The 22,463-nt window shown below is 66.5% G+C and carries 22 protein-coding genes; 8 read left to right on the top strand and 14 right to left on the bottom strand.

Annotation, left to right across the window (positions count from 1 at the left end; translation table 11 throughout):
• Positions 1-7: 7 nt before the first annotated feature.
• Both C566_RS0108045 and C566_RS21060 read right to left on the bottom strand, forming a co-directional pair.
• Positions 8-364, bottom strand: a complete 357-nt coding sequence (locus C566_RS0108045; protein WP_018773818.1) for a DivIVA domain-containing protein — start codon at positions 362-364, stop codon at positions 8-10.
• Positions 365-412: 48 nt separating this feature from the next.
• Entirely contained in the window at positions 413-1,306 is an 894-nt protein-coding gene (locus C566_RS21060) for a TIGR00730 family Rossman fold protein (RefSeq protein ID WP_155846802.1), read from the bottom strand.
• Positions 1,307-1,520: 214 nt separating this feature from the next.
• On the opposite strand from C566_RS21060, the gene C566_RS0108035 reads away from it, so the two are divergent.
• The 4 genes from C566_RS0108035 to C566_RS0108020 all read left to right on the top strand — a co-directional run bounded on the left by C566_RS0108035 (position 1,521) and on the right by C566_RS0108020 (position 4,799).
• On the top strand, positions 1,521-2,276 hold the full coding sequence (locus tag C566_RS0108035; RefSeq protein ID WP_026266498.1) for an amino acid ABC transporter ATP-binding protein: 756 nt from the start codon (positions 1,521-1,523) through the stop codon (positions 2,274-2,276).
• A 55-nt stretch (positions 2,277-2,331) separates the two neighbouring features.
• On the top strand, positions 2,332-3,216 hold the full coding sequence (locus C566_RS0108030; protein ID WP_018773815.1) for a glutamate ABC transporter substrate-binding protein: 885 nt from the start codon (positions 2,332-2,334) through the stop codon (positions 3,214-3,216).
• A gap of 99 nt (positions 3,217-3,315) precedes the next feature.
• A complete protein-coding gene (locus C566_RS0108025; protein ID WP_018773814.1) occupies positions 3,316-3,966 on the top strand; it encodes an amino acid ABC transporter permease in 651 nt (216 codons plus the stop codon).
• Positions 3,963-4,799 carry an amino acid ABC transporter permease gene (locus tag C566_RS0108020; protein ID WP_018773813.1) on the top strand — a complete coding sequence of 279 codons (837 nt, stop codon included), beginning with the start codon at positions 3,963-3,965 and terminating at the stop codon, positions 4,797-4,799. Before C566_RS0108025 ends, C566_RS0108020 begins: the two co-directional genes overlap by 4 nt.
• 108 nt (positions 4,800-4,907) lie before the next feature.
• Here C566_RS0108020 and dapE read toward each other — a convergent pair whose 3' ends face one another.
• Complete coding sequence (gene dapE, locus C566_RS0108015) at positions 4,908-6,005, bottom strand: succinyl-diaminopimelate desuccinylase (protein WP_026266497.1); 1,098 nt, start codon at positions 6,003-6,005, stop codon at positions 4,908-4,910.
• Positions 6,006-6,216: 211 nt separating this feature from the next.
• On the opposite strand from dapE, the gene dapD reads away from it, so the two are divergent.
• Positions 6,217-7,227, top strand: a complete 1,011-nt coding sequence (dapD, locus tag C566_RS0108010) for a 2,3,4,5-tetrahydropyridine-2,6-dicarboxylate N-succinyltransferase (RefSeq protein WP_026266496.1) — start codon at positions 6,217-6,219, stop codon at positions 7,225-7,227.
• 109 nt (positions 7,228-7,336) lie between these two features.
• Positions 7,337-8,188, top strand: coding sequence for a hypothetical protein (locus C566_RS0108005; RefSeq protein ID WP_026266495.1), 852 nt, complete (start codon positions 7,337-7,339; stop codon positions 8,186-8,188).
• A 115-nt stretch (positions 8,189-8,303) separates the two neighbouring features.
• Here C566_RS0108005 and C566_RS0108000 read toward each other — a convergent pair whose 3' ends face one another.
• The 5 genes from C566_RS0108000 to fdxA all read right to left on the bottom strand — a co-directional run bounded on the left by C566_RS0108000 (position 8,304) and on the right by fdxA (position 12,855).
• Positions 8,304-8,915 carry a hypothetical protein gene (locus C566_RS0108000; protein ID WP_026266494.1) on the bottom strand — a complete coding sequence of 204 codons (612 nt, stop codon included), beginning with the start codon at positions 8,913-8,915 and terminating at the stop codon, positions 8,304-8,306.
• A 47-nt stretch (positions 8,916-8,962) separates the two neighbouring features.
• Positions 8,963-9,646, bottom strand: a complete 684-nt coding sequence (locus C566_RS0107995; RefSeq protein ID WP_018773808.1) for a TetR/AcrR family transcriptional regulator — start codon at positions 9,644-9,646, stop codon at positions 8,963-8,965.
• Between the two features lie 209 nt (positions 9,647-9,855).
• Positions 9,856-11,139, bottom strand: a complete 1,284-nt coding sequence (locus tag C566_RS0107990; protein ID WP_018773807.1) for a citrate synthase — start codon at positions 11,137-11,139, stop codon at positions 9,856-9,858.
• A gap of 228 nt (positions 11,140-11,367) precedes the next feature.
• Positions 11,368-12,516, bottom strand: a complete 1,149-nt coding sequence (gene dapC / locus C566_RS0107985; protein ID WP_018773806.1) for a succinyldiaminopimelate transaminase — start codon at positions 12,514-12,516, stop codon at positions 11,368-11,370.
• 12 nt (positions 12,517-12,528) lie between these two features.
• Positions 12,529-12,855, bottom strand: a complete 327-nt coding sequence (gene fdxA, locus C566_RS0107980) for a ferredoxin (protein WP_026266493.1) — start codon at positions 12,853-12,855, stop codon at positions 12,529-12,531.
• A gap of 150 nt (positions 12,856-13,005) precedes the next feature.
• On the opposite strand from fdxA, the gene C566_RS0107975 reads away from it, so the two are divergent.
• Complete coding sequence (locus C566_RS0107975) at positions 13,006-13,254, top strand: putative acetyltransferase (RefSeq protein ID WP_051082270.1); 249 nt, start codon at positions 13,006-13,008, stop codon at positions 13,252-13,254.
• Positions 13,255-13,738: 484 nt separating this feature from the next.
• On the opposite strand, the gene C566_RS0107970 is transcribed toward C566_RS0107975, so the two are convergent.
• From C566_RS0107970 to typA, 3 genes are all read right to left on the bottom strand, one after another.
• Positions 13,739-14,548 (bottom strand): type IV toxin-antitoxin system AbiEi family antitoxin domain-containing protein, encoded by an 810-nt coding sequence (locus C566_RS0107970; RefSeq protein ID WP_018773803.1) that lies wholly within the window; start codon positions 14,546-14,548, stop codon positions 13,739-13,741.
• Positions 14,549-14,953: 405 nt separating this feature from the next.
• Positions 14,954-15,340 carry a hypothetical protein gene (locus C566_RS21055; protein WP_043466388.1) on the bottom strand — a complete coding sequence of 129 codons (387 nt, stop codon included), beginning with the start codon at positions 15,338-15,340 and terminating at the stop codon, positions 14,954-14,956.
• A gap of 27 nt (positions 15,341-15,367) precedes the next feature.
• On the bottom strand, positions 15,368-17,296 hold the full coding sequence (gene typA / locus C566_RS0107960) for a translational GTPase TypA (RefSeq protein ID WP_018773801.1): 1,929 nt from the start codon (positions 17,294-17,296) through the stop codon (positions 15,368-15,370).
• A 282-nt stretch (positions 17,297-17,578) separates the two neighbouring features.
• Here typA and C566_RS0107955 point away from each other — a divergent pair, with 282 nt between their 5' ends.
• Positions 17,579-18,577, top strand: coding sequence for an SGNH/GDSL hydrolase family protein (locus C566_RS0107955; RefSeq protein ID WP_018773800.1), 999 nt, complete (start codon positions 17,579-17,581; stop codon positions 18,575-18,577).
• Between the two features lie 183 nt (positions 18,578-18,760).
• On the opposite strand, the gene C566_RS0107945 is transcribed toward C566_RS0107955, so the two are convergent.
• Genes C566_RS0107945 through C566_RS0107935 form a run of 3 tightly spaced genes read right to left on the bottom strand, consistent with a single transcriptional unit; the run spans position 18,761 to position 22,408 of the window.
• Positions 18,761-20,482, bottom strand: a complete 1,722-nt coding sequence (locus C566_RS0107945) for an ABC transporter ATP-binding protein (protein ID WP_018773798.1) — start codon at positions 20,480-20,482, stop codon at positions 18,761-18,763.
• Between the two features lie 11 nt (positions 20,483-20,493).
• The gene (locus tag C566_RS0107940; protein ID WP_018773797.1) at positions 20,494-21,489 is read right to left on the bottom strand and encodes an ABC transporter permease; all 996 of its coding nucleotides are present in this window, start codon (positions 21,487-21,489) and stop codon (positions 20,494-20,496) included.
• Positions 21,479-22,408, bottom strand: a complete 930-nt coding sequence (locus C566_RS0107935; protein WP_018773796.1) for an ABC transporter permease — start codon at positions 22,406-22,408, stop codon at positions 21,479-21,481. Before C566_RS0107935 ends, C566_RS0107940 begins: the two co-directional genes overlap by 11 nt.
• Between the last annotated feature and the right edge of the window lie 55 nt (positions 22,409-22,463).

The raw sequence follows: 22,463 nt of genomic DNA, 5'->3' as shown, positions 1-22,463 counted from the left end.
ACGCGGCTCACGGCCGCTGTTCAGTCGGCGGGCGGAGGCGCTCCAGTTCCTCCCCGAGTGCCTCGATCTTCTGGTCCTTGGCGGTGATCTGCTCCCGCAGGTCATCCAGGACCTGATCCACCTGGTCCATCCGGTAGCCGCGGAGTCCGACGGCGAAGCGCAGACGGTCAATGTCCGCCGGGGCCGCGCGCTCGGGCAGCAGGACCGGCGGCAGGGCTGCGACCGGCTCGTCGAAGCCGTCGTCAAAGGAACCGCCCGCACCGCCGTCCCGGCGGCGCCGGAAGATTTTGGGCGCCAGGCCGGTGCCCAGGAGGACGGCGACGCCGATCAGCACAATCGCCAGGAAAACCAGAAAGAGACTCACTAGACCATCGTGCCAGAAGGCGGACGCCGGAGCGCTCAGGCGGACGAATCAGCCCCGCGGTCCCTTGATGTTCGCGGTGCCGGTCCCGTTGGTGGAGCTGCCGTTCGGGTTCCGGTGGCGGGCGGCGCCTTCCACGACCAGCTCGACGGCCCGCGCGGGGTCGTCCACCACCTGCACGAGGTCCAGGTCTTCGGCCGAAACCATTCCCTCCGCGACGAGGGTGTCCCGGACCCACTCGAGCATGGGGCTCCAGAAAGCGGTTCCCACCAGCACGATCGGGAAGGAGGTGACCTTGCGGGTTTGGACCAGGACCATGGCTTCGAAGAGCTCATCCAGGGTGCCGAGGCCGCCGGGGAGCACGATGAAGCCTTGGGCGTACTTGACGAACATGGTCTTGCGGGCGAAGAAGTACCGGAAGTTGATGCCCAGGTCCACCCACTGGTTCATGCCCTGTTCGAAAGGCAGTTCGATTCCGAGCCCCACGGAGACCCCGTTTCCCTGCACGGCGCCCATGTTGGCGGCCTCCATCGAGCCGGGGCCGCCGCCGGTGATCACGGCCAGTCCGGCTTCGGCCAGCCGGCGTCCGACCTCGACGCCGAGCTCGTAGTTCGCGCTGCCCGGCACGGTGCGGGCGGAGCCGAAGACGCTGACTGCAGGACCGAGATCGGCCAGCGCGCCGAAGCCTTCCACGAACTCGCTCTGGATCCGCAGCACGCGCCAGGGGTCGGTGTGGACGAACTGGCCCGGCCCTTTTGTGTCGAGCAGGGTCTGGTCGGACATCGTGACCTTGGCGGCCTTGCGGCGCAGCTCAAGCGGGCCCTTGTGGCGGATCCCGTTGGGCGCCGGTGTGCTGCGGGTCTCGCGGGCCGGCTTTCCGGCGGGATTCTGTTCCGGGTTCTGCTCGGGGTTCTGCTTGGGGCCGTGCTGCGGATCGCTACTCATGCCCATAGGCTAGCGCGGAACTCCGTCGCCGCCGCGTCGGCGCGTCGGCGCGGGAGCGGCGGCCAGAGGAGGCCCGGGACCGCCGCGGGACCCCTGCCGGAGTCCTGCGGCTGGCCCGTAAGGGACGCTGACGTGCAGGTATCTCTTGAATCACGATCTGCCCTAAACAGAGTGATTGCGGTCATATTCCGTCAATCTTCGCTAGATTCTTTCTATGACTACTCAAGTGCCCGGCGATGCTCTCGTCTCCCTGAAGGCCGTGAACAAGCATTACGGCCAGTTGCACGTCCTGAAGGACATCAACCTGAACGTCCGCAAGGGTGAGGTTGTTGTTGTCATCGGCCCTTCGGGTTCCGGCAAGTCCACGCTCTGCCGCGCCATCAACCGTCTCGAGACCATCGACGACGGCGATATCAAGATCGATGGCAAGGAACTGCCCGCCGAGGGCAAGGAACTGGCGAAGCTGCGCGCCGACGTCGGTATGGTCTTCCAGTCCTTCAACCTCTTCGCCCACAAGACCATCCTGGAAAACGTCACCCTCGGCCCGATCAAGGTCAAGGGCGTCGCCAAGGGCGAGGCCGACAAGGACGCCATGGCGCTGCTCGAGCGCGTCGGCGTCGGGCATCAGGCCCCCAAACTTCCGGCCCAGCTCTCCGGCGGCCAGCAGCAGCGCGTTGCCATTGCCCGCGCCCTGGCCATGAAGCCCAAGGTGATGCTCTTCGATGAGCCCACCTCGGCCCTCGACCCGGAAATGATCAACGAGGTCCTGGACGTCATGGTCCAGCTCGCCAAGGAGGGCATGACCATGATCGTGGTCACCCACGAGATGGGCTTCGCCCGCAAGGCCGCCGACCGCGTCGTGTTCATGGCCGACGGCCAGATCGTCGAGGACGCGACCCCCGAAGAGTTCTTCACCAATCCCAAGAGCAGCCGGGCCAAGGATTTCCTGTCCAAGCTGCTGACACACTGACCGACTACGAGTTCGCACCCTGGCCGCCTGACGGCGGCCCAATGAAAGGAATGTCATGAAGGCATTTTTGACCCGAAGGAAATCCCTTCTGGTTGCCGCATCCGCAGCACTGGCGCTCAGCCTGAGTGCCTGTGGCGGCAGCTCCTCCACTACCACCAACCCGCCCGTAGCCGAGAAGCCGAGCTTTGCCGCCGATTCCACCATGGCCAAGCTTTCTTCCGCAGGCAAGATCACCATCGGCACCAAGTTCGACCAGCCTCTCTTCGGCCAGAAGGGCCTCGACGGCAAGCCGGTCGGCTTCGACGTCGAAATGGGCAAGCTCATTGCCGCCAAGCTGGGCATCCCGGCCGACAAGATCGAGTGGGTTGAAACTGTCTCCGCCAACCGCGAGCAGTTCATCAAGCAGGGCAAGGTGGACATGATCGTTGCCACCTACACCATCAACGACAAGCGCAAGGCCGAAGTCGACTTCGCCGGCCCGTACTACGAGGCCGGACAGGCCCTCATGGTGAACAAGGACAACAACTCCATCACCAAGCCCGAGGACGTCAAGGGCAAGAACGTCTGCTCCGTGACCGGTTCCACGCCGGCCTCCACGATCGTGGAGAAGTACGGCGCAGTGCTGGTTCCGGCGGCGACCTACTCCGCCTGCCTTGAGCCGCTGCGGAACAAGCAGGTCGAAGCGATCACCACCGACAACGTCATCCTTGCCGGTTTCGTGGCCAAGGAGCCGGACGCCTTCAAGCTGGCATCGGACCAGACCTTCACCAAGGAGCCCTACGGCATTGGCCTGAAGAAGGACGACACCGCCTTCCGCATGTGGATCAATGACCAGCTGGAGGCCTTCGACAAGGACGGGTCCTACAAGAAGGCCTGGGAGGACACCGCCGGGACCGTCATCAAGACCGCGCCCGCGCTTCCCACGATCGACCGCTACTAGCCGGCTGTGGCGGTTGCCGGGCCAGCGATTTCATCGCAGCCCGGCGGCCGCCACTCCCGTCTTTCGCCTGGAATCCCCTCAACGCAGCTGAAGGAACTTATGGACGTCATCATTGAAAACCTCCCCCAGTATTGGGACGGTTTTCTCCGAACCCTCTTCCTGTCCCTGGTCTCGGGGATTATCGCCTTGATTTTCGGTACCGTTCTGGCGGCCGCCCGCGTCTCGCCCGTTGCCGCGCTGCGCGGCTTCAGCATGGTGTACGTCGAGATCGTCCGGAATACCCCGCTGACCATCGCATTCTTCTTCGCGGCGGTGGTTCTGCCCCGCCTCGGCGTCACGTTCCAGCAGTTTGAGGTCGCCGCCATCATCGCCCTGAGCGCCTACACCGCGGCCTTCATCGCCGAGGCCGTGCGCTCCGGCGTCAACAGTGTCCCGGTGGGCCAGGCGGAGGCCGCCCGCAGCATCGGCATGAAGTTCAGCCAGGTGCTCTCCCTGATCATCCTGCCGCAGGCCCTGCGCACGGTGATCCCGCCGTTGATCAACATCCTGATCGCCCTGGTCAAGAACTCCTCTGTAGCCGGCGCGTTCTACGTGCTGGAACTCTTCGGCCAAGGCAAGCAGCTCGCCAACGCCAACGGCGACGCCGTCATGTGGGTTCTGGTCGGCGTCGCATTCTTCTACCTGCTGATAACCATCCCGCTTGGCTACCTCGCCAGTGTCGTTGAACGAAAGGTGGCAATCGCGCGATGAGCTCTGTTCTCTACGACGTCCCAGGCCCCAAGGCCCGCCGGGTTTCGCTGATCGGTTCCATCATCGGCGTCATCGTGATCGGCGGCCTTCTCGTCCTGGCGGTCATGACCCTCGCCCAGCAGGGAATCTTCGACCCCAAACGCTGGGCGGTCTTCCAGCTGCCCGAGGTCTGGGCCCTGATCGCCGCCGGCATCGGCGCCACGCTCGCCGCCGCGGCGGTGGCGGCCGTGATTGCCTTCCCACTGGGCCTGCTCCTGTGCCTGCTGCGCATCTCGGACAACGCCTGGGTCAGGGTGCCTACCCGGGTCGTGCTGGAATTCCTGCGCGGCATGCCCGTTGTGCTCATGATGCTGTTCGTGCTGCTCGTCTTTGCCACCAGCTCGTTCGTCGCAGTCGTGGCCGGCCTGGTCCTGTACAACTCGGCGATTTTTGCCGAGATCATCCGCGCCGGCGTCCAGTCGCTGCCCAAGGGCCAGCGTGAGGCCGGCCTGGCGATCGGCCTGACGAGCTTCCAGTCCCGGCTGACCATCGAGCTGCCGCAGGCCATCCGGCGCATGCTGCCGTCGCTGGTCGCGCAGCTCGTGGTGCTGTTGAAGGACACGTCGCTCGGCTACATCGTCGCCTACGGCGAGCTGCTCCGGGCCGTGCAGGTCATGGCGGACTTCCTGGGCCCGCAGTACCTGTTCCCGGTGTTCTTCGTGGCCGCGGCCATCTACATCGCGATCGACCTGGCAGTCTCCCGCCTGGCCATCTGGCTCGAACGCCGAGGCTCCAAGCGGGCCGCCGGCGGCGTGGCGCACGTGCCGGTCGCCGGGATTCCGGCCGCAAAGTAAAACCGTCCCACCCACAAAGGGTCCGGAACCTCTCGGAGGTTCCGGACCCTTTGTACGTTGTGCACTATTTCCAGGCGTTGCGACCTGAGCGTTGTGTCCTGGGCGCTGCTAGGCGCTGAGCCAGGTCCGCAGGGCCCGCAGGCATTCGCGGATGGCGTCCGCCTCGACGTGCTCGTTGTCCTTGTGCGCCAGCAGCGCATCGCCGGGTCCAAAGTTCACCGCGGGAATGCCCAGTTCACTGAAGCGTGCGACGTCGGTCCAGCCGTACTTGGGCTTCGGCGCCGCGCCGACGGCGGCGATGAAGGACGCCGCCGCGGGGTGGTGCAGCCCAGGCCGCGCGCCGGCCGCGCTGTCGGTGCGCACGACGTCGAATCCCTCCAGCAGTTCGCGCACGACGGCCTCGGCCCCGTCCGGGGTTTTGTCCGGCGCGAAGCGGTAGTTGATTTCCACGACGCACCGGTCCGGAATGACGTTTCCGGCCGTGCCGCCGTGGATCTTCACGGCGTTGAGGCTTTCGCGGTAGTCCAGGCCGTCAACCGTCACGGTCTGCGGTTCATACGCCGCCAGCCGGGCCAGGATCGGGGCCGCGGCGTGGATGGCGTTGCTGCCCATCCAGGCCCTGGCCGAGTGGGCAGCCTCGCCGTTGGTGGTCACCTCGAAGCGGCTGGTGCCGTTGCAGCCGCCCTCCACCGTCCCGTCGGTAGGTTCGAGCAGGATCGCGAAGTCTCCGCCGAGCAGGGATCCGTGGTTGCGCACCAGACGGCCCAGGCCGCTCTTCACGGCCTCGACTTCCTCATGGTCGTAGAAGACGAACGTGACGTCCTTGCCTGGCTCCGCCCCGCCGTCGAACACGGTGGCGGCCAGCGCCAGCTGCACGGCGACGCCGCCCTTCATGTCGGTGGCGCCGCGGCCATAGAGGATCCCCTCTCCCGGGGCCCCGGAAGGCCAGTACGCCGGCACGGTCCCGAGCGAGCCCTCGGTGGTGGGCAGCGGCACGGTGTCCAGGTGGCCGGCAAGGATGACGCGCTCGGGGCGGCCGAGGTTGGTGCGGGCGATGATCGCATCGCCGTCGCGCACCAGCTCCAGCTGCGGCACCTGGCGGAGGGCATGCTCCACGGCGTCAGCGAGCACCGTCTCGTTGCCGGAGACGCTGTTGATGTCAATCAGGGCGGCCGTGAGCAGGGCAACGTCCTGGTGGAGGTCCAGATGGACCGGTGTACGGACGGGGACGCTGGCGGTGGCACTGGCAGGGGTGCGCGGGTTCGTGGGGGTCACCGTCCCACTTTATCTGTTTGCCTCCCCGTCCCAACTGACTCGCAGCAGGCGCCGTTTACAGTCGCCTAAGGGGCCCCCGCTGCGGGTCGGTCGGGTTGTCATGAGTTTCAGCGCCCGAGGGGCCTCTCGTTAGACTTGGGCCATGACTGAATCTGCTGCTTCCGCTGTGCCCACCGACGCCCGCTCCGCCTTCGGCTACGGGGTGGCCACTGTGTCCACCCGCAACGGTGACGCCACCGTGCTGGACGTATGGTTTCCGGCGCCGGCGCTCGGAGTCGCCGCGGCGAACCTGCGCGACGTGGAGAACGCGGATCAGTCGCTGATCGACATCGCCGCAACCGGCATCGATCCGGACCGCGGCACCGAGCAGAAGGTTGTCTTTGCCCAGATCAACCTGGACGAAGCACCCGCGGACACGGCGGACGCCTACCTTCGCCTGCACCTGCTCTCCCACCGGCTCGTCCAGCCCAACACCATCAACCTTGACGGCATCTTCGGCAAGCTCCCCAATGTGGTGTGGACCAACTTCGGCCCCGCAGCCGTGGAGGACTTCGAGCTGACCCGGGCGCGCCTGCGCAAGCGCGGTACCGTCACCGTGTTCGGCGTGGACAAGTTCCCGCGCATGGTGGATTACGTGGTTCCCTCCGGCGTCCGGATCGCCGACGCCGACCGGGTCCGGCTCGGTGCGCACCTGGCCGAGGGAACCACCGTCATGCACGAGGGCTTCGTGAACTTCAATGCCGGAACCCTGGGCACCTCCATGGTTGAGGGCCGGATCTCGGCCGGCGTCGTCGCCGGTGACGGGTCCGACGTCGGCGGCGGGGCCTCGATCATGGGAACCCTCTCCGGCGGCGGCAAGGAAAAGATCGCCATCGGTGAGCGGGTCCTCCTCGGCGCCAACTCCGGCGTTGGCATCAGCCTCGGCGATGACTCCGTGGTGGAGGCAGGGCTCTACGTCACCGCCGGCACACGCGTCCGTGTCATCAGCCCGCGGGATGCCGAAGGTGAAGACACCAGCCGGGTCGTCAAGGCCGTGGAGCTTTCCGGGGTTCCGAACCTGCTCTTCCGCCGCAATTCCGCCACCGGCGCGGTCGAGGCACTCCCCCGCAAGGGCCAGACCGTGGAGCTCAACGCGGACCTGCACGCCAACTGACCGCACCGGCTGGTACGGTATGGCGGGCGGCAAGACCGCGCGGGCGGCCCAAGCCGCTCCGACGAAAAAGCCGATGACGCAGCCCGCTGGGGCCTGAGGGAGTATTTTCGTGGCACGACGAGGGAGCTGGCGGCGCCGGATCGTCCTTCTGCTGACCCTTGCGATGGTCGCGGGCGCCATCTACACCGCGGTGGCGTTCCTGCAGCGGTCGGAGACGTTGATCACCGAACGCTGCACGGCCGCGGGCAGCGGGGGCGATGACCTCGCCACCGACCAGGCGGCCAATGCATCCCTCATCACCGCCGTCGCGGTCCGGCGGGGGCTTCCCGCCCGGGCCGCCAGCATTGCGCTGGCCACCTCGATGCAGGAATCCAAACTGCGCAACATCGGCCATGGTGACCAGGCCGGTCCCGACTCCCGCGGATTATTCCAGCAGCGGCCGTCCCAGGGCTGGGGTACCACGGCGCAGGTGATGGACCCGTACCACGCCAGCAACGCGTTCTACGATGCGCTCGTCGAGGTCTCCGGGTACGAGTCGCTGGAGATCACCGTTGCCGCCCAGCGCGTCCAGCGCTCGGCCTACCCGGAGGCCTATGCCCAGCATGAGGTCATGGCCCGCGCCTTCGCCTCCGCCCTGAGCGGCCAGACGCCCGCAGGCCTGGACTGCTCGCTGCGCTCCCCCGACGCCGCCGGGGATCCTGCCGCCGTCAGCGCGGGGCTGACCGCTGCGCTGGGTGACGTCCCGGCGACCACCAACGGCCGGACCCTGCTCGTGGAGGCCGAAGGCACCCAGGCCTGGGCTGTGGGGCAGTGGGCCGTGGCCAACGCCAAGGAGCTCGAAATCACCAGCGTGGAGGTCGACGGCCGCGCCTGGAACCGGCAGTCCCGCGACGGCTGGCAGCCGGCACAAGTCCCAGCCGGCCAGGTCAGGGTAACCGTCGCAGACACGCCCGGCACCTGACCGCTGCCGGGCGGCCTGCCGCCGCCGGGGCCCGTTTTCACCGGGGCCTGCCGCCACCGGGGCCTGCCGCCACCGGGGCCTGCCGCCACCGGCACCTGACCGCTACCGGGCGGCCTCAGACGAGCAGATCGACCACCGGCTGCACGTAGCTGCGGAACAGCTCCGGCTGGGACAACAGCTCGCGGCTCATGATGATCTTGTCGGGCTCGAGATACCAGGCCCGCGGCTCCGCCAGCGGGAGCTCGATGATTGTCAGGCCGAAATCCTTGGAAGCGCGTCCCACGTCAAGCAGGCGGTCCTCCACCATGTCGGCCAGCAGCTCGTTGTTGCCGTTGGCTTCGCGCTCCGCTTCGAGGGCCTCGTATTCCCCGAGGCGTTCCCGGGCCCACGTCAAAGCGGCCCCGAAATGGGCCTGCAGCACGCGCCGGAGGGCCGGCGAATTGCTGAACGCCCGGAAGCCCGGCGGGGAGAGCTCGGGAGACATTTCCGGGTGGGCCTTCAGCAGCTGTTCCCACCAGGCCTCCCATTCGGTCTTAAGCGCAGCCGGGCCGCCAACCTCGGCGATCAGGTGCGAGTGGTCCGAGGCGCGGATCTTTGGTGCCGCGTGGCAGAGCGCCGGGTGTCCCGCAGTGTCCAGTCCGGCGGCGTCACGAACGTAGAGGGCAATGAGCATGGGACCAGAAGTATCCATCGTGATCCGCCAGCCAGGTCCGCCGGTGTGGTGCATCCAATTGCCTCCTTGGCAAGACGTACGATCTCAGTCTATTCCTGTTGTTATGAGGCGTTAACGGCTGGCTGCCCGGCCGCCAGCCGGCGGTTCAGGCCCTCCAGGTGGGCTTCGAGCACATCCTGGCACATCAGGGCCGTCATCCATTCGGGCTGCAGGAGGGCGTGCATCGTCAGACCGTCCAGGACTGCCAGCAGCAGTTCCGCTTCGGTGACGAGCACCTGCTGCTCGAGGCCGGCTGCGTCATTACCATCAGCCGCAGCCTCGACAGAAGCAGCCCCGGCCAGGCCCAGGATGAGCCCGCCCACGACGGCGGCCACAGCTCTGTGGCTGCGGTCGGCCTCCGCGGCCAGGAACGGCCTTGTCCGGGCGGCATTCTTGAAGGCCATCCAGACGCAGGCATCAACCGCCCGTTCCTCGTCCAGCGGAAGAAACTCACCCAGCAGCGCCAGGACGGCCGCATGCTGCTCCTCTGACCCCGGCGGCGTATCGCCCAGCCGCGAGTCCGCGTCGGTGAGGCGGCCGACGATCCGGTCCACCACCACGGCGAACGCGTGGGTCAACAGCTCGTCGCTGCTGGCGAAATAGTGCCGCACCGAGCCGACGGCCAGCTGCGCTTCATCTGCGACTTCCCGCAGCGAGGCCCGCTCGAGACCATCCGTTGCGATGATCCTGAAGACTGCGTCAACTATTTCCTGGCGCCGGATTACGGCGTCGACAAATTTAGGCACTGGTCTTTTTTAGCACGTCCGTGCCGCTGCCGCCCCGGGGGCACACCGGTTCCACCGGGGACGTGGCGCGGGTCACAGCGGCGTAGGTCACGGCGGCGCGGGTCACAGCGGGTGAGCCCCTAAGAACGACGCCGGCCGCGCACCTCAGCAAAAGGTGCGCGGCCGGCGTCGTACTGGCTATCGCGCGTGCGCCGTGGCCGGCGGGCGGGCTACAGCGACGGGTAGTTGCGTTCCGGTTCGCCGACGTAGAGCTGGCGCGGGCGGCCGATCTTGGTGTTGGGGTCGCTGATCATCTCGCGCCACTGGGCGATCCAGCCCGGCAGGCGTCCGATTGCGAACAGCACGGTGAACATCTTCTCGGGGAAGCCCATGGCCTTGTAGATCAGGCCGGTGTAGAAGTCCACGTTGGGGTAGAGCTTGCGCTGGATGAAGTAGTCATCGCCCAGGGCTTTCTCTTCAAGGCGCATGGCGATGTCGAGGAGCTCGTCGTTTCCGCCGAGCTTGCTCAGGACCTCGTGGGCCGTGGCCTTGATGATCTTGGCGCGGGGGTCGTAGTTCTTGTAGACGCGGTGCCCGAAGCCCATGAGTCGGACGCCGTCTTCCTTGTTCTTGACCTTCTCCATGTAGTCCTCGGGCTTGACGCCGTCGGCCTGGATCTGGCGCAGCATCTTCAGGACGGCCTCGTTGGCACCGCCGTGTGCGGGACCGAAGAGGGCGTTGATGCCGGCGGAGACGGAGGCGAACAGGTTCGCGTTCGAAGAGCCGACCAGGCGGACGGTCGACGTCGAGCAGTTCTGCTCGTGGTCAGCGTGCAGGATCAGGAGCAGGTCCAAGGCCTTGGCGATAACCGGGTCCACCTCGTACTGCTCGGCCGGCAGGCCAAAGCTCAGGCGCAGGAAGTTCTCCACCAGGTTCATGGAGTTGTCCGGGTACAGCATGGGCTGCCCGATCGACTTCTTGTGGGCGTAGGCGGCGATGACCGGCATCTTGGCCATGAGCCGGATGGTGGAAACCTCCACCTGCTCGGCGTTGAACGGATCCAGCGAGTCCTGGTAGAACGTGGAGAGCGCCGACACGGCCGAGGACAGCACCGGCATCGGGTGGGCGTCACGGGGGAAGCCGCTGAAGAAGCCCTTGAGCTCCTCGTGCAGCAGGGTGTGGTGGCGGATCCGCTGGTCGAAGGACTCCAGCTCGGTGGGGGTCGGCAGGTTGCCGTAGATCAGCAGGTAGGAGACTTCCAGGAAGCTCGAGTGCTGGGCCAGCTGTTCGATCGGGTAGCCGCGGTAGCGCAGGATGCCGGCGTCACCGTCGATGTAGGTGATGGCCGAGGTGGTGGCCGCGGTGTTCATGAAACCGGGGTCGAAGGCGACGGCGCCGGTCTGCTTCAGCAGCTTGGAAACGTCGTAGCCTTCGTTCCCTTCTACAACCTTAATGCGCGGGAGTTCGAGTTCGCCGCCGGCATGGCGCAGGGTTGCGCTGGTGGTTTCAGTCATGGAGTCTCCTCATGAGGCATCGGGGCCTCTGTCGAAAGCTGGTCCAACATCTGGTGAAGCTGCCCGCGGATCCTGTGCGGACAGGATTTCCAAAGGCTGCGCTGCCTTCTTGTGGAAAGCCACCATTGATCGTCAGTTAAAAAGTACCTTCACTTCGCGGGTGGCACTAATCCGAGGGGCCTGCAAAGCGCCAAAAACGCGCCACATGTGGTACGCGTCACAGCATTGTTACGCTTCCGGGGCCAGCCGCGACACGGCGGCGTCGATCCTTTCGTCGCTGGCGGTCAGCGCCACCCGGATGAACCCGTTGCCGGCGTCGCCGTAGAAGACCCCGGGGCCGACGACGATACCGCGGTCCGCGAGCCGGCCCACGGTGTCCCACGTCGCCTCGCCGGCGGTGGCCCACAGATAAAGGCCGGCCCTCGATTCATGGATTGTCAGGCCGAAACCCTCCAGCGCGGGCACGATCCGTTCCCGCCGGCCCCGGTACAGGTCTTTCTGGGCCTGGACGTGGGCGTCGTCGCCGAGGGCCACCCGCATCGCTTCCTGGACCGGGTACGGAACAATCATTCCGGCGTGTTTGCGGCTGTTGACCAGGTTCGCCATGATCACCGGATCGCCGGCGACGAATGCCGCCCGGTAGCCGGCCACGTTGGACTGTTTGCTCAGCGAATAGACAGCGAGCAGGCCATCGTGGGAGCCCTCCGCGACCTGGGGATCCAGGATGCTGGGGACCGGGGCGCCTCCGCGCTGGACGTCCCACTCCCCCCAGCCGAGTTCGGCGTAGCATTCGTCGGACGCGACGACGGCGCCGAGCTCGCGGGCCTGCCGGACGATCTGCCGCAGCGACGCGATGTCCCGCACGCTGCCGGTGGGGTTGGCCGGTGAATTGACCCAGACCAGGCGCACACGGGCCCGGGTGCCGGCGTCGAGCTCGTCGAGGTTGTCGGCGGCGACCTGCTCCGCGCCGGCAAAAGTGGCCCCGATGTCATAGGTGGGGTACGCAACCGTGGGGCGGACGACGACGTCCCCCGGCTTCAGGCCGAGCAGGAAAGGCAGCCACGCGACGAGTTCCTTGGAACCGACCGTCGGCATCACATGCTGCGGATCGAGCCCGGGGACGCCGCGCCGGCGCGCAAACCAGCCGGCGATGGCCTCCCGCAGTGCCGGCGTCCCGTGGACCGTGGGATAGCCGGGGGCGTCCGCGGCGGCGCGCAGCGCCTCCTGGATCAGGGCCGGCGTGGGGTCCACCGGGGTTCCGATGGAAAGGTTGACGGCTCCCTCCGCGTGCCGGGCTGCCGTTGCGAGATATGGCGCCATTGCCTCCCACGGGTAGTCGGGCAGGCTCAGGCCAAAGGTGCGCACCGCGGATGTCACCGTAGCGCCGTCCTAGTTGTCTTGGTTCTGCGGCGGCAGGGCGGCGATCATGGGGTGGTCAGTGTGGGTGTTCCCGACCTTCGCGGCGCCGCCCGGAGACCCGAGTTCGTCGAAGAACTCGACGTTGGCCTTGTAGTAGTCGGCCCATTCTTCGGGGGTGTCGTCCTCGTAGTAGATCGCCTCCACGGGGCAGACCGGCTCACAGGCACCGCAGTCCACGCACTCGTCGGGGTGGATGTACAGGGAACGCTCACCCTCGTAAATGCAATCGACGGGGCACTCCTCAATGCATGCCTTGTCTTTGACATCTACACACGGCTGCGCGATTACGTACGTCACGTCCCTGGCCTCTCCACGTTGGTTCCGGCGACCGGCCGGATGATTTCCAGGCCCTGAGCCGGGCTGCTGACTTCTGAGCCTATTATCTCCCAGCCTGTTCCCGCGAACCTAGCCGGACGTCACACAGGCTCCGCGTCTTACTATGATCTGATGAGCTCGCCTTTGCCCTTGCCCCAGCAGTTCCTCGCCGCCGCCCCGCTCGGGACCCGCGTCGTGGTCCGGTACAGGATCGACGGCGGCCTGACGGATGCCCTCGGCGAGCTCGTGAACCGCGCCGACGGCGTGTGCACCGTCCGCACCCGCCGCTCCGACGTCGTCATTGCACTTCCCCTTGTAGTGGCAGCCAAGGAAGTCCCGCCGCCCCCGCCGCGCCGCGCCCCGCGGGTGCAGGGGCCCTGACCCGAGGTTCCGGGGTGGGCGCGTCGGTGGTTGCGTCCAGTGGACATGCCCTCCGCACCACCCGACCGTTGGACATGCCCTCCCCTACCGGCCAACCACGCACATGCCCAGCCCCACCCCCGGCCACCAATGGACATGCCCTCCCCAACCGGCCAACCACGCACATGCCCAGCCCCACCCCCGGCCACCAATGGACATGCCCTCCCCTCGCTGCTGGAGATGGACATTTCGGCGCCATGCTCATCGCCGCCAGCCAGCGTGGGACATGTCCATTGGTGAATCGACGGAGCAAGGGACATGTCCAGTGGTGGTCTAACGGAACAAGCGACATGTCCAGTGGTGGTCTAACGGAACAGGCGACATGTGCAGTGGCGAATCGACACAGCACCGGACTATTCCAGAGGAGGCCTGGCGCGGTGCAGGATCAAGGTGCAGTGCCGAGGCGCATCGCAAGGGCCCACGACGCTCGGGGTGGAGTCTGACTCTAGGCGGCGGCAGCCAGCCTGTTCAGGGCTTCCCGGACCATGGTGATGAAATCCTCGGGATGGTCCCTCAGCAGCGGGTACGTCACAACAAGTGTCGGGATTCCCCTGCGCGTGGTGACGTTCCACCGCCGCCGGTCTTCCTCGAAGCTCGCCTTGTCCATGTGGAATCCGGCCCCGTCAGTCTCGATGCCGAGGCGGCCATCGACCATCAGGTCCAGGTGTCCCATCCCCGGAACGTTGACCTGCGATTCAACATGGAAGCCGGCCCGCCGCAGCAGGAACCTGGCCAGGCACTCAATGAGCGACTGCGACTGCGGGACAATCGCCGACACGATCCGGCGCTCCCGGGAGTCGTTCCGGCCATCGAGCCGCTGACGCAGCGAACCTAGCGGGAGCCCCTTCAGCACGACGGCGGATTCGGCGATGATCAGCCCGTCAGGTTCGGGTAAGCAACGCAAGCTTTGGATGACCGTGTCTAGGAGAGTCGGTGGCACGGAAGCGCGGTGGCAGACGAAGCCCTGGTAGCTCCTGCTGTGGGTGAGGGCTACATGCGGCCGGGCCGGGGCGTTGAGAACCCACAGCCCGCTGAAGTGGGCCGCGGTGACGCACGCGGCCTCCGCTGGAAGCGAGCGAATGGAAATCAGCTGCGCGTCCGCACCGGGCAACGCGTAGACGCCGCGGGCCACCCGGGACACGGTTCCCGAGGCCATCGCAGACTTGAGCTGAAAGTCGGAGACACCCGCGGCCGTGATGTATTTGGCGCGGGCGACGCCGTCGTAATTCGACAGGACCTCGATGATGTTGGCCATTCACCCATGGTGGAGGCCGCACTCTGCGCCCGGATAGTCACATCCCGCGCTATGTGGAAAACTACACCGACCGGCCAGGATCGCGAAAGACTCGGCCGCCGCCAGCGGCTGGACATGTCCCTCGCGGCAATCCAAGGCCGGACATAATGCCATTGTGCCCACTCGAGCCAACGAAAAATGGGCATGTCCCCGGACGGGATGGGTGAGCTGGACTGGCCCAAACATGAGGACTGGACATGTCCCGCGGACGAGCCCTGCGCCGGACATGATGCCGTTGTGCCCACTCGAGCCAACGAAAAATGGGCATGTCCCGCGTGGGGAGCTGGGGCAATGGGGCCCGGTCCTAAGCCAGTCATCACCCGTCCTGGCCGGTCCTCGCCAGTCATCACCCGTCCTGGCCAGTCATCACCGGTCCTGGCCGGTCGGCCTCCTGTAGCGCCGGCACCAGGCGAGCATGGCCACGGTGATGCCTGCGATGCCGAAGACCCAGATATTGCCTGCGGCGTCGCCGATGACCAGGCGCTTGCCCGCTTCCAGGGTGGACCACCAGCCGGTCAGCGCGTAGCAGAGAACCCCGCAGGCCGCCGTCGGGACGACTGAACGGAACGCCGCCCCCAGCCACAACTGGACCGAGCCCAGCAGCACGAGGGCCGCGACGGCGCCCCACGGGAGCTCCACGCCGCCCAGGACCAGGTCGTGGCGGTGCAGGGCGGTGCCGGCCAGGGCAACAAAAAGAGCTGCCGGCACGGCGGCGGCAATGCCGCCTGCCGTGCCGGCAGCTCTCTTAGTCACGTTGTGGCTGAAGCCCGGAGACCGGGATCAGACCTTGGCGCGGGCGCGGTTGGCCTTGGCACGCTCGTTGGTGTCCAGGATGACCTTGCGGATGCGGATTGAATCCGGGGTAACCTCAACGCACTCGTCTTCGCGGGCGAATTCGAGGGACTCTTCGAGGGTCAGGTCGCGCGGCGGCGTCAGGTTCTCGAAGGTGTCCGAGGAAGCTGCACGCATGTTGGTGAGCTTCTTTTCCTTCGTGATGTTCACGTCCATGTCGTCGGCGCGGGAGTTCTCGCCCACGATCATGCCCTCGTACACCTCGGAAGTGGGCTTGACGAAGAAGGAGCCACGTTCCTGCAGGTTGATCATGGCGAACGGGGTCACAACACCGGCGCGGTCGGCGATCATCGAACCGTTGGTGCGGTACTCGATGGGGCCGGCCCACGGCTCGTAGCCTTCGGAGATGGAGGCGGCGATGCCGGCGCCGCGGGTGTCCGTGAGGAACTTGGTGCGGAACCCGATGAGGCCACGGGCCGGAACGATGAACTCCATGCGGCACCAGCCGGTGCCGTGGTTGGCCATGTTGGTCATGCGGCCCTTGCGGGCTGCCATCAGCTGGGTGACGGCGCCGAGGTATTCTTCGGGTACGTCGATGGTCATGTGTTCCATCGGCTCGTGGACCTTGCCGTCGATGGTCTTGGTGACCACCTGCGGCTTGCCGACGGTCAGTTCAAAGCCTTCGCGGCGCATCTGCTCGACCAGGATGGCCAGTGCAAGCTCGCCACGGCCCTGGACTTCCCAGGCGTCGGGACGCTCGGTGGGGAGAACCTTGATGGAGACGTTACCGATCAGTTCCTTGTCGAGGCGGTCCTTGACCTGGCGGGCCGTGACCTTGGCGCCCTTGACCTTGCCGGCCAGCGGCGAGGTGTTGATACCGATGGTCATGGAGATGGCCGGGTCGTCGACAGTGATCAGCGGCAGCGGCTGCGGGTTCTCGGCGTCGGTCAGGGTCTCGCCGATGGTGATTTCCTCGATGCCGGCAACAGCAACGATTTCGCCGGGGCCGGCGGATTCCGCGGGAACACGGTCGAGTGCCTTGGTGGCCAGCAGTTCGGTGATCTTGACGTTCTTCAGCTCACCGTTGGCACGTGCCCAAGCGACGGTCTGGCCCTTGCGCAGGGTGCCGTTGTAGATGCGCAGCAGCGCCAGGCGGCCCAGGAACGGGGAGGCGTCCAGGTTGGTGACGTGCGCCTGCAGGACACCGTTCGGGTTGTAGGTCGGGGCCGGGATGTGCTCGATGATGGCCTGGAAAAGCGGCTCGAGGTCCTCGTTTTCGGGGGCGCTGCCGTCGGCGGGCTGCTCGAGGGAGGCGCGGCCGACCTTGGCGGCGGCGTAAACAACCGGAACGTTCAGGATCTTGTCCAGGTCGAGGTCCGGAACTTCGTCGGCGAGGTCGGAGGCCAGGCCCAGGAGCAGGTCCATGGACTCGTGGACAACTTCTTCGATCCGCGCGTCGGGGCGGTCGGTCTTGTTGACCAGGAGGATCACCGGCAGGTGCGCGGCGAGGGCCTTGCGCAGCACAAACCGGGTCTGGGGCAGCGGGCCCTCAGAGGCATCGACGAGGAGGACGACGCCGTCGACCATGGACAGGCCGCGCTCGACCTCGCCACCGAAGTCGGCGTGGCCGGGGGTGTCGATGACGTTGATGGTGATGGTTTCGCCGTTGGAGGACGGTCCGTTGTAGGCCACCGTGGTGTTCTTGGCCAGGATGGTGATGCCCTTTTCGCGTTCCAGGTCACCGGAGTCCATGACGCGGTCTTCGAGGTGGTTGTGCTCGGCAAAGGAGTTGGTCTGCTTGAGCATGGCGTCGACCAGCGTGGTCTTGCCGTGGTCAACGTGGGCCACGATCGCGACGTTGCGCAGGTCACTGCGCGATGCAGTGGCTACCGCGGTGTTGGTGGTGGTTTCAGACATGCGTTATTGCTCGATTCAGTGGTGAAGTCAGCTGTGGTATCGCGACATTTCCAACCGGAACGCACGACAGATAAGTCCCTTTGGCACAGGGCACCTACTACCATTCTAAACGCTAGGTCATTTATTGGCCTAAAATGCGGATCGGCGACCGGCGGCCGGGCCGTCGCCAGAGCGTGACGGGCGCACGGAAGTGGTCTATTACGTGTGAGTAAAGTCACTGGATTTTCCGGGGCCCATGCACCATCATTGCTCTGATAGCAGCAAGCAAGCCCGGAGACATTCATGCGAAACGCCTCGGCCCTGTCCCGCTTCGTCGCAATGATGATCGCCACCGGCGTGGTTCTTGGCGGCTGCGGGCAGGCCTCTTATTCACCTGCGCCCGACTCGGGCTCTTCCGAACTCGGCTCTTCCGAACTCGGCTCTTCCGAAGTCGGCTCTTCCGGCGCGGGATCATCAGAGGGGGGATCGTCGGGCGCGCCACTGACCGGCAGCGGGTCCGGAGCGGCGATCGGCGCGGGAGGGCCGGTCGCGGCCGGATCCGTGGCGAAGACACGCATCGGGTCCACCATCGACCCCGCTGCCCTGCCGAGCGGCTCGACCTACCGCAATCCTGACAACGGCCGCAACGAGATCATCGTCAAGGACACCAGCAACATCGCTGTGCTGATTGGCGACTCACAGTCGGAACCGGCCTATGGCTGGCCCAGGCAGGGTCTGGCCGCGGCTGGGTACAAAGTCTTCTTCTGTGGCCGGGGCGGCACCGGTTTCGTGGCGTCCAACGGCAAGACCGGCAACTACATTGACGCGCTTCAGCGCGGCGACTGGAAGCTCCCCTACGGCGCTCCTCCCCTCGTGGTGATCGAAGGCGGCGGGAACGATGCCGCACGGGGCGCCTCCGACGCGCAGATCGTCGCCAACGCGGAACGGCTGATCGCGAGCATCCAGCAGCGTTACCCCGCGGCCCGGATACTCATGGTGGGCACACTCGGGCGCGGCGCCCACTACGGCGGAGGACGCCGGAGCGAGGTGGACGCGCTTCTGGGGCGGGTGGCGGACCGCCACGGGCTGCCGTTCGTCAGCGCGGGCGACTGGCTCACCCGGTACAACCTGACGGGCTCGATGGCGGACCGTGTCCACCTGAACCGGCAGGGCCACGCGGCCCTGGGCGCCGTTTTCGGCCAGCGGCTGCAGTCCATGGGGTTTGACTACGCTGACCCGGGCATGCTCGCCGGCTTGTCCCACTACGCAGGACGGGCCGCTGGCGCCGGGTTGGCCCACTAGCGCAGGACCGGCCACTAACGCAGGCCGGGCCACTACGCAGGACCGGCCCCTAGTTCCGGACGGACCACAGCACAGCAAAGGAGCCGGTGTCCGCCCCCAAGGGGGAGGACACCGGCTCCTGTGCTGCCAGCTGCTGCGAGGTGCTGGCGGCGGGCTCGTTCAAGCCCTACGGAAGGCAGCCGCTCAGGCCACGTCCATTTCCGGCGGCAGCATGAGGCCGGCGCCGGGGATGGCGTTGAGCAGCGCCCGGGTGTAGTCCTGCTGCGGCGACTCGAAGACGTCGTCCGTTGAGCCCGTTTCCACCAGCTTGCCCTTCTCCATGACGCACACGCGGTCGGCGATCTGCCGGACCACCGCGAGGTCGTGGGTGATGAACAGGTAGGTCAGGCCGAGCCGGGACTGCAGTTCGGCGAGCAGGTTCAGCACCTGCGCCTGCACCAGGACATCCAGTGCCGAGACAGCCTCGTCGCAGATGATCACTTCGGGGTCCAGGGCCAGGGCGCGGGCGATCGCGACTCGCTGGCGCTGGCCGCCGGAGAGTTCGTTGGGGTACCGCTGCATGGTGGACTGCGGCAGTGCCACCTGGTCCAGCAGTTCCCGGACCTTCTTCTCGCGGCTGGCCTTGTCCCCGATCCTGTGGGTCCGCAGCGGTTCCTCGATGGTCCGGAAGATGTTGTACATCGGGTCCAGGGAACCGTACGGGTCCTGGAAGATCGGCTGCACCCGGCGCCTGAAGGCGAAGAGCTCTTTGCTGTTCAGCGTGGAGGTGTCCACGCCGTCGAAGATGATCTTGCCGGAGGTCGGCGTCAGGAGGTTCAGGACCATCTGCGCCACTGTGGACTTGCCGGATCCCGACTCCCCCACGATCGCCGTCGTGGTTCCCCGCTTGACGTGGAAGGAGATGTCGTCGACGGCGGTGAAGTCCGTGGACTTGCCCAGGCCCGAACGCAGCTTGAAGACCTTCCTGAGGTTCTGGATCTGCAGGACGTCGTCGGACTTGGCCGGCTCAACCACGCCGGTCTCGCTCGGGGCGAGCATGTCGTCGGTTTCCACGCCGAGTTCCTTGGCGGCCTGGATGCGCCGGGACGCCAGCGACGGTGCCGAGGCGACCAGCCGCTGGGTGTACGGGTGCTGCGGGTTCTGCAGCAGCTCCAGCGAGGGCCCGGATTCGACAACCTGGCCGCGGTACATGACCACCACCTGGTCGGCACGCTCGGCGGCGAGGCCGAGGTCGTGCGTGATCAGCAGCACCGCGGTGCCCAGTTCCGTGGTCATCTTGTCCAGGTGATCAAGGATCTGGCGCTGCACGGTCACATCGAGCGCCGACGTCGGCTCGTCCGCGATGAGCAGGCGCGGCTGGCAGGCGAGCCCGATCGCGATCAGCGCGCGCTGGCGCATGCCGCCGGAGAACTCGTGGGGGTACTGCTTGGCGCGGCTGCCGGCGTCGGGCAGCCCGGCCTGGGACAGGACCTTGGCGACGTCGTCGGGGCCGCTCGGCAGTCCGTTGGCCTTCAGCGTTTCGCGGACCTGGTCACCGATCTTCCACACGGGGTTGAGGTTGGACATCGGGTCCTGCGGGACCATGCCGATGCTGTTGCCGCGGAGTTCGATCATCCGCTTTTCGCTGGCGTTGGAGATGTCCTCGCCGTCGAACAGGATCTGGCCTGTCGTGACGCGCCCGTTGCCCGGGAGCAGGCCGATGGCAGCCAGCGCGGTGGTGGACTTGCCGGAACCCGACTCGCCCACGATCGCGACGGTTTCGCCCGGCATGACGGTGAGGCGGGCGTTGCGGACGGCGTTGACCTCGCCGTTGCTGGTGGTGAACCCGATGGCCAGGTCCTTGATTTCAAGCAGCGGGCGCTCAGTGGCGTACCCAGCTTCCTGGAAGTCAACAGAGGCGCTCATGGTGTCCCCTTTCATCGCTTGCGGGCTTTGGGATCGAGCGCATCACGCAGGGCGTCGCCCAGCATGATGAAGCTCAGGACGGTGATGGACAGCGCGATGGCCGGGTAGAGCAGCGGCATCGGGTTGGACCGGAGCGAGGCCTGCGCCGCCTGGATGTCGTTGCCCCAGGACATGACGCTGGGCGGCAGCCCGATGCCCAGGAAGGACAGCGTGGATTCGGCCACGATGAACGTGCCCAGGGAGATGGTGGCCACGACGATGATCGGGGCCAGCGAGTTCGGCATCACGTGGCGCATGAGGGCGCCGAACTTCGAGACGCCCAGCGACCGGGCGGCCGTGACGAAGTCGGCGTTCCGGACCTCGATGACGGCGCCGCGGGTGATGCGGGCAATCTGCGGCCAGCCGAAGATGACCAGGATGAGCACCAGGGTCCACACGGTCTTGTTCGTCCGGAACATCGGCAGCTGCATCATCACGATCGCGCCCAGGATCAGGGGCAGGGCGAAGAAGATGTCATTGATGCGGGCCAGGACAGAGTCGATCCAGCCGCCGTAATAGCCGGCCACGGCCCCGAGGATGCCGCCGATCAGCAGCACTCCGATGGTGGTGAAGAGGCCCACCGTCACCGAGGACCGCGTGCCGAAGATGACACGGGCGTAGACGTCGCAGCCCTGCTGGGTGAAGCCCAGCGGGTGGCCCGCGGCGGGGCCTGCGTCGGAGTTGGCCAGCTGGCAGGCCTCCGAGGTCGGGTCGATCTGCGAGAAGAATCCCGGGAAGACGGAGACCGCGACGACCACCAGGATCAGGAACGCGGAGATCAGGAAGAGCGGCTGCTTGCGCAGGTTCTTCCAGGCCTCGCCCCACAGGCTCAGCGGTGCGGCTTCGTCCTTGACCCGGTCCGTTACCTGGAGCGGGGTCTCGGAGACATCGGCCACGAAGTGCTCGGTCCGGCGGGCCGGGCGGCGGGAATCGGAGTGCCGTGCGGTGGTGGTGTTATCAGGAGTCATAACGGATCCTCGGGTCAAGCCAGCCGTAAAGCAGGTCAACGAGCAGGTTGGAGAGGCAGTAGATCAGCACCAGGACGGTGACGATCGAGACCACCGTGGGCCCTTCCCCGGACAGCACGGCCCGGTAGAGCCGGTTGCCTACGCCCGGGACGTTGAAGATGCCTTCCGTGACGATTGCCCCGCCCATCAAGGCGCCGAGGTCGGCGCCCAGGAACGTAATGACGGGAATCAGGGAGTTGCGCAGGATGTGGACGCGGACCACCTGGAACCGGGAGAGGCCCTTGGCGGTGGCAGTGCGCACGTAGTCGGCGTTCATGTTTTCGATGACGGACGTGCGGGTCAGGCGCAGGACATAGGCGAACGATCCCAGTCCCAGCACGATCGCCGGCAGGATGAGGTCCGGGATGGTCGCGGCGGAGCTGACGGTCGGCTTGGCCCAGCCGAGCTGGACTCCGATGGTGAACTGCAGCAGGAAGCCGAGGACGAAGATCGGGATGCCGATCACGACCAGGGACGCGACCAGGACGGTGGCGTCGAAGAGCTTGCCCTTGCGCAGGCCGGCGATGAGGCCGAAAACGATGCCGAAAAAGGCCTCGAAGATCAGTGCCATGATGGCCAGCCGCGCCGTGACGGGGAAGACCTCGCCGAGCACGGCGGCGATGGGGCGTCCGGAGAAGTCCTGGCCCAGGTCAAACGTGAAGATGCTCTTGAGGTAGAGCAGGTATTGCATCCAGAACGGCTGGTCCAGGTGGTACTGCATGCGCAGCTTGGCTGCCACCGCCTCGTTCACCGGCTTGTCGCCGAACAGGGCCACGATGGGGTCACCGGGCAGGCTGAAGACCAGGAAATAGACCAGCAGTGTTGCGCCCAGGAAGACGGGAATCAGTTGTAGGAAACGCTTGAGGATGTATGTCGACATCAGCGAGTCACACCCTCGTTGGCAGGCATCCTGTCCAGGGATGCGGCGGAGTTGT

Source organism: Arthrobacter sp. 131MFCol6.1 (assembly GCF_000374925.1).
GTDB lineage: Bacteria > Actinomycetota > Actinomycetes > Actinomycetales > Micrococcaceae > Arthrobacter.
This window is presented reverse-complemented; position numbering and strand designations above follow the sequence as displayed.

Coding starts and splice junctions, on each gene's coding strand:
- C566_RS21060 (WP_155846802.1), bottom strand. CDS start 1,306: ATGAGTAGCGATCCGCAGCACGGCCCCAAGCAGAACCCCGAGCAGAAC.
- C566_RS0108035 (WP_026266498.1), top strand. CDS start 1,521: ATGACTACTCAAGTGCCCGGCGATGCTCTCGTCTCCCTGAAGGCCGTG.
- C566_RS0108030 (WP_018773815.1), top strand. CDS start 2,332: ATGAAGGCATTTTTGACCCGAAGGAAATCCCTTCTGGTTGCCGCATCC.
- C566_RS0108025 (WP_018773814.1), top strand. CDS start 3,316: ATGGACGTCATCATTGAAAACCTCCCCCAGTATTGGGACGGTTTTCTC.
- C566_RS0108020 (WP_018773813.1), top strand. CDS start 3,963: ATGAGCTCTGTTCTCTACGACGTCCCAGGCCCCAAGGCCCGCCGGGTT.
- dapD (WP_026266496.1), top strand. CDS start 6,217: ATGACTGAATCTGCTGCTTCCGCTGTGCCCACCGACGCCCGCTCCGCC.
- C566_RS0108000 (WP_026266494.1), bottom strand. CDS start 8,915: ATGCACCACACCGGCGGACCTGGCTGGCGGATCACGATGGATACTTCT.
- C566_RS0107990 (WP_018773807.1), bottom strand. CDS start 11,139: ATGACTGAAACCACCAGCGCAACCCTGCGCCATGCCGGCGGCGAACTC.
- C566_RS0107975 (WP_051082270.1), top strand. CDS start 13,006: ATGAGCTCGCCTTTGCCCTTGCCCCAGCAGTTCCTCGCCGCCGCCCCG.
- C566_RS0107970 (WP_018773803.1), bottom strand. CDS start 14,548: ATGGCCAACATCATCGAGGTCCTGTCGAATTACGACGGCGTCGCCCGC.
- typA (WP_018773801.1), bottom strand. CDS start 17,296: ATGTCTGAAACCACCACCAACACCGCGGTAGCCACTGCATCGCGCAGT.
- C566_RS0107955 (WP_018773800.1), top strand. CDS start 17,579: ATGCGAAACGCCTCGGCCCTGTCCCGCTTCGTCGCAATGATGATCGCC.
- C566_RS0107945 (WP_018773798.1), bottom strand. CDS start 20,482: ATGAGCGCCTCTGTTGACTTCCAGGAAGCTGGGTACGCCACTGAGCGC.
- C566_RS0107940 (WP_018773797.1), bottom strand. CDS start 21,489: ATGACTCCTGATAACACCACCACCGCACGGCACTCCGATTCCCGCCGC.
- C566_RS0107935 (WP_018773796.1), bottom strand. CDS start 22,408: ATGTCGACATACATCCTCAAGCGTTTCCTACAACTGATTCCCGTCTTC.